Annotated in this window: 6 protein-coding genes; 2 read left to right on the top strand and 4 right to left on the bottom strand. The window is 53.5% G+C overall.

The features are described from left to right. From D3D01_RS24730 to D3D01_RS23580, 4 genes are all read right to left on the bottom strand, one after another. The coding region (locus D3D01_RS24730) for an archaellin/type IV pilin N-terminal domain-containing protein (protein WP_147439980.1) at nucleotides 1-202 on the bottom strand (202 nt) is incomplete at its 3' end. A gap of 368 nt (nucleotides 203-570) precedes the next feature. After that, complete coding sequence (locus D3D01_RS24410) at nucleotides 571-711, bottom strand: hypothetical protein (protein WP_199725598.1); 141 nt, start codon at nucleotides 709-711, stop codon at nucleotides 571-573. A 150-nt stretch (nucleotides 712-861) separates the two neighbouring features. Further along, on the bottom strand, nucleotides 862-1,692 hold the full coding sequence (locus D3D01_RS23585; protein ID WP_147439979.1) for a hypothetical protein: 831 nt from the start codon (nucleotides 1,690-1,692) through the stop codon (nucleotides 862-864). Between the two features lie 476 nt (nucleotides 1,693-2,168). Beyond that, nucleotides 2,169-2,432, bottom strand: a complete 264-nt coding sequence (locus D3D01_RS23580; RefSeq protein ID WP_147439978.1) for a hypothetical protein — start codon at nucleotides 2,430-2,432, stop codon at nucleotides 2,169-2,171. Between the two features lie 97 nt (nucleotides 2,433-2,529). Between D3D01_RS23580 and D3D01_RS22410 the strand changes: the two genes are divergently transcribed. Then, the gene (locus tag D3D01_RS22410; RefSeq protein ID WP_121513843.1) at nucleotides 2,530-2,799 is read left to right on the top strand and encodes a type II toxin-antitoxin system HicB family antitoxin; all 270 of its coding nucleotides are present in this window, start codon (nucleotides 2,530-2,532) and stop codon (nucleotides 2,797-2,799) included. Beyond that, a complete protein-coding gene (locus tag D3D01_RS22405; RefSeq protein WP_121513842.1) occupies nucleotides 2,800-3,051 on the top strand; it encodes a type II toxin-antitoxin system HicA family toxin in 252 nt (83 codons plus the stop codon). The last annotated feature ends 142 nt before the right edge of the window (nucleotides 3,052-3,193 follow it).

The raw sequence follows: 3,193 nt of genomic DNA, 5'->3' as shown, positions 1-3,193 counted from the left end.
AGGCGAATTCTGAGTCCATGTCTTGGAGCACGATACTCGCCTGCCTCTCATCTCGATCCTCGGTAACTGCGTCAATTGCTGGCGCCCCGATTACGATAACACCGATTGCCCCAGTCACGACCATTCCTAGTAGCAGAATATACCCAACAATTTGAGATATACCTCGAGAATTTCCACCAAGATTTTGTTGTTTACTTATCATGCAATAACACTTATGAATCGACTGTTAATACTACTATCACTAGCTGCTCCAACTAATATCTACTGCCAGTAGCTAAAACTGAATTGACATACTGATATTGTTATTATCAAATCACTCCGAGCCAGGTGGATCACTAGACTGCGTGCGGATTGGAACTTAGAGCGACGGACAATCGCGGCCAGAAACCACATGTGTTGGCAATCTCCCCAAACCCCTCGACTAATCCTTGTCAAAGGGGTTACAACGACCGCTCACAGCTGAATACGATGCTCTATGGCGATTCACCAGAGCCGGTAGTTTCGCATTCCGCTGAGGAGAACACCGAACCGCTCACATCCGGCGCATCGTCGTCACAGTCTCCCGCCCGGTCACCCGCCACCGACACCGTTCCAGGCAACCTCGATGCGCTTGAAGCCGCCGTCCGGCCGCGCCTCGAACCCAATTTCCCGCTTTGGAACGCGAACACGTTCATTTTGAGTACGAGCAGTAGCGACGGGGTTGCCTGCCACGTATCGACTGGCACTGAATCGTGGGCCAGTGAGCGTTCTTTCACAACCCCATCACCGTCCTCGTGACCATCGCGTACGAGATCACTCGTCAGTCGGCGTAACCGACACGCGTTCTTTGCACCCAGCACAAGTGGTCGAGAATACCACAACTCAAACACTACCGATAACCTGCAATATCTCAATTAGACTGCCGACATTGGTCATGAAAGCGACTAAGCCGAAACCACTGAGTAATATGCCGAGAACCAGCAGAAAGAGTCCTCGAGCACCCGTTCTCAACGCGGCACTTTGTGGCTCATCGTTTGCCACTATCAGGCGTCCCTCCTTCGGTGTCATGACTGCATCTGCACCTGCAGCCCTTCGTTCCGGCGCTGTGCGTGCTTTCCCGACGATGTGTATCCTCTCGCCGACACCGAGTGTTCCCTCCACTAGCTCGACTGGATTATTGAACAAGCCGGAGTCCGTGTGCGCCGACGGGTCCAGATCGAGTCTTGCTTCATCTATTCGTTCCAGCAGTTCAGAACCTGTGACCGTGTTTATCTCGTGGTTCAGTGAGAGACTCTCATCGGTGGGATTGACATATATCTCGGCCGTCCCGTCAGAAACCATGAACGGACTGTATTCCATACCAGCGTCCATAGAAGGGTCTCCAGTCCCCTGCACTTGACGGGTGATGTTATACTCGTATGCTACGCACTCTTCTCCCCGAATCGGTGATACGAGCGTGTCGCCTGATTGAGGCGGGCGAACGGTCCCGTGGACTCGAACTAACCCGTCAGTCGTGATAGATTCACGAAGTGGCACCGACTCAGTGGTGAATAATCTCCACCAATCGCTCACGTTTTCGACTCCGCGGATCGTCGCGGCCACCCCTATTGCGGTCGCGATGGCCCCACCGGCTACTCCGGGCAGAGATCCGTAAACACTCAGTGTGAGAGCTCCGAACAGGACTGTACCCACAAGAGTTCTGTCCAGGGACACATTTCGCACCTCTGTACTCGCAGTATTAAGCGACGTTGCTTGTCGAGCCGGAAGTTTTCGACATGAACCATCGTCGGTTTCGGGCTTTCTACACTTGTCTGAAAGTCGTTTTATATTACTGTTTTCAACGCTCGTTTCAGGACATAAATAATGAGATTTACAACCACCACGAGAGCAACAGTCAGGACTATTCCAATGGGGTCGCTTGCCCCTATTTTAAGAGGCGAAATAGGCACATAACCAGCCAAAGTGAGCCCCACCATCATTAACAACATACAAGATATAAATGAAAAATTCGTTGATTTCAGGACTCAGTATTGGCCTTGGCCGACCGATCAACTCGTAGTCTACTGAGCAGTCTATTCATCTCATCAACAGAGAAAATAACTCTAAGATTTAAATAACCACTTGCCCAACGAGTTGTGCTTCGGCCAATACAGGGAGAAACAAACCAGTTAGGGCAGTACAGGGCGACCTCAATCAGGAAACAGCAGTTCCTGGAGTGGCTGCTCAAGCCCGTTGATATAGTATGCGACAAGATCGATCAGGAACTTGGAGGCGAGAACAGTGAACAATAGTGGGACACTGGCCGCACGCTCAAGACTGACTGGCGTACCCTCTATAGATTCACGGACAGTCAGCAACACCAGCATCTCGTGGCGACGGCCTGACCGAACCCAATAACTTGCTTTTATTATCAGGGCATCTGGGCTGCCGCGCGGGCAATCGGTCGTTATCATCACTCTCCAACACCACGGCGACCGATTCTCGTTGTTTCACCCCCCATTCCGTCTTTGCTGGCCGAACGCTTATGCCACTCATACAGCAACTAGAGATATGGCCAGTTCGACGCGCGATGGAGATGTCCATGAGGACGAAATTCGGATGTGGCGCGAGGGAGACTCGTGGGTAATCACGGATGTCGAAACCGGCGTCACCACACAGGGCGAGACTCGTCAGGACGCTCTGGAAATGCTTGACGATGCGGTCGCAGGCTACAAGGGCGAACGCGGCCACGAACCCACCGACGAAGAACTCCGAGAGTTGGGGGTTGACCCCGAAGATAACATGACCGGAGATGGCGAACTGCCCGATTTCATGCAGTAAATGGCTCGGGGTACGTTTTCTGGCAAAGATGTCGTGAAGGTTCTGATAAATGTCGGCGGTTTCGAGTGGCGTCGGACGACCGGCGACCACGCCCAACTCTACTACCAGCACCCGAGCAACGAGAGCGACCGACGGCACGTCACCGTCCCGCTGCACGACGAACTCAAAACGGGAACGCTCCGAAGCATCGCCGACGACGCCGGTGCGCACGACTTCGAAGCGTTCTGTGAGTGGATCGACCGCAATTCGTAGGCGGTCCAATCCGATGACACCAGCCGGAGCCTTCTCAGGGTTCAGTCCGTCAGGTCGTCGGGAAGCTCGTCGAGCGACACCGTTTCGCCGCGCTCTAACTCGCCCTCAACCGCTTCGACGTCGGCCAGCACCTCGTCGGAGA

It is taken from the genome of Haloarcula sp. Atlit-7R, from assembly GCF_003666065.1.
GTDB lineage: Archaea > Halobacteriota > Halobacteria > Halobacteriales > Haloarculaceae > Haloarcula > Haloarcula taiwanensis.
The sequence above is the reverse complement of the archived record's forward strand: the minus strand, read 5'-3'. Positions and strand labels throughout refer to the sequence as shown.

Coding starts and splice junctions, on each gene's coding strand:
- D3D01_RS23580 (WP_147439978.1), bottom strand. CDS start 2,432: ATGATAACGACCGATTGCCCGCGCGGCAGCCCAGATGCCCTGATAATA.
- D3D01_RS22410 (WP_121513843.1), top strand. CDS start 2,530: ATGGCCAGTTCGACGCGCGATGGAGATGTCCATGAGGACGAAATTCGG.
- D3D01_RS22405 (WP_121513842.1), top strand. CDS start 2,800: ATGGCTCGGGGTACGTTTTCTGGCAAAGATGTCGTGAAGGTTCTGATA.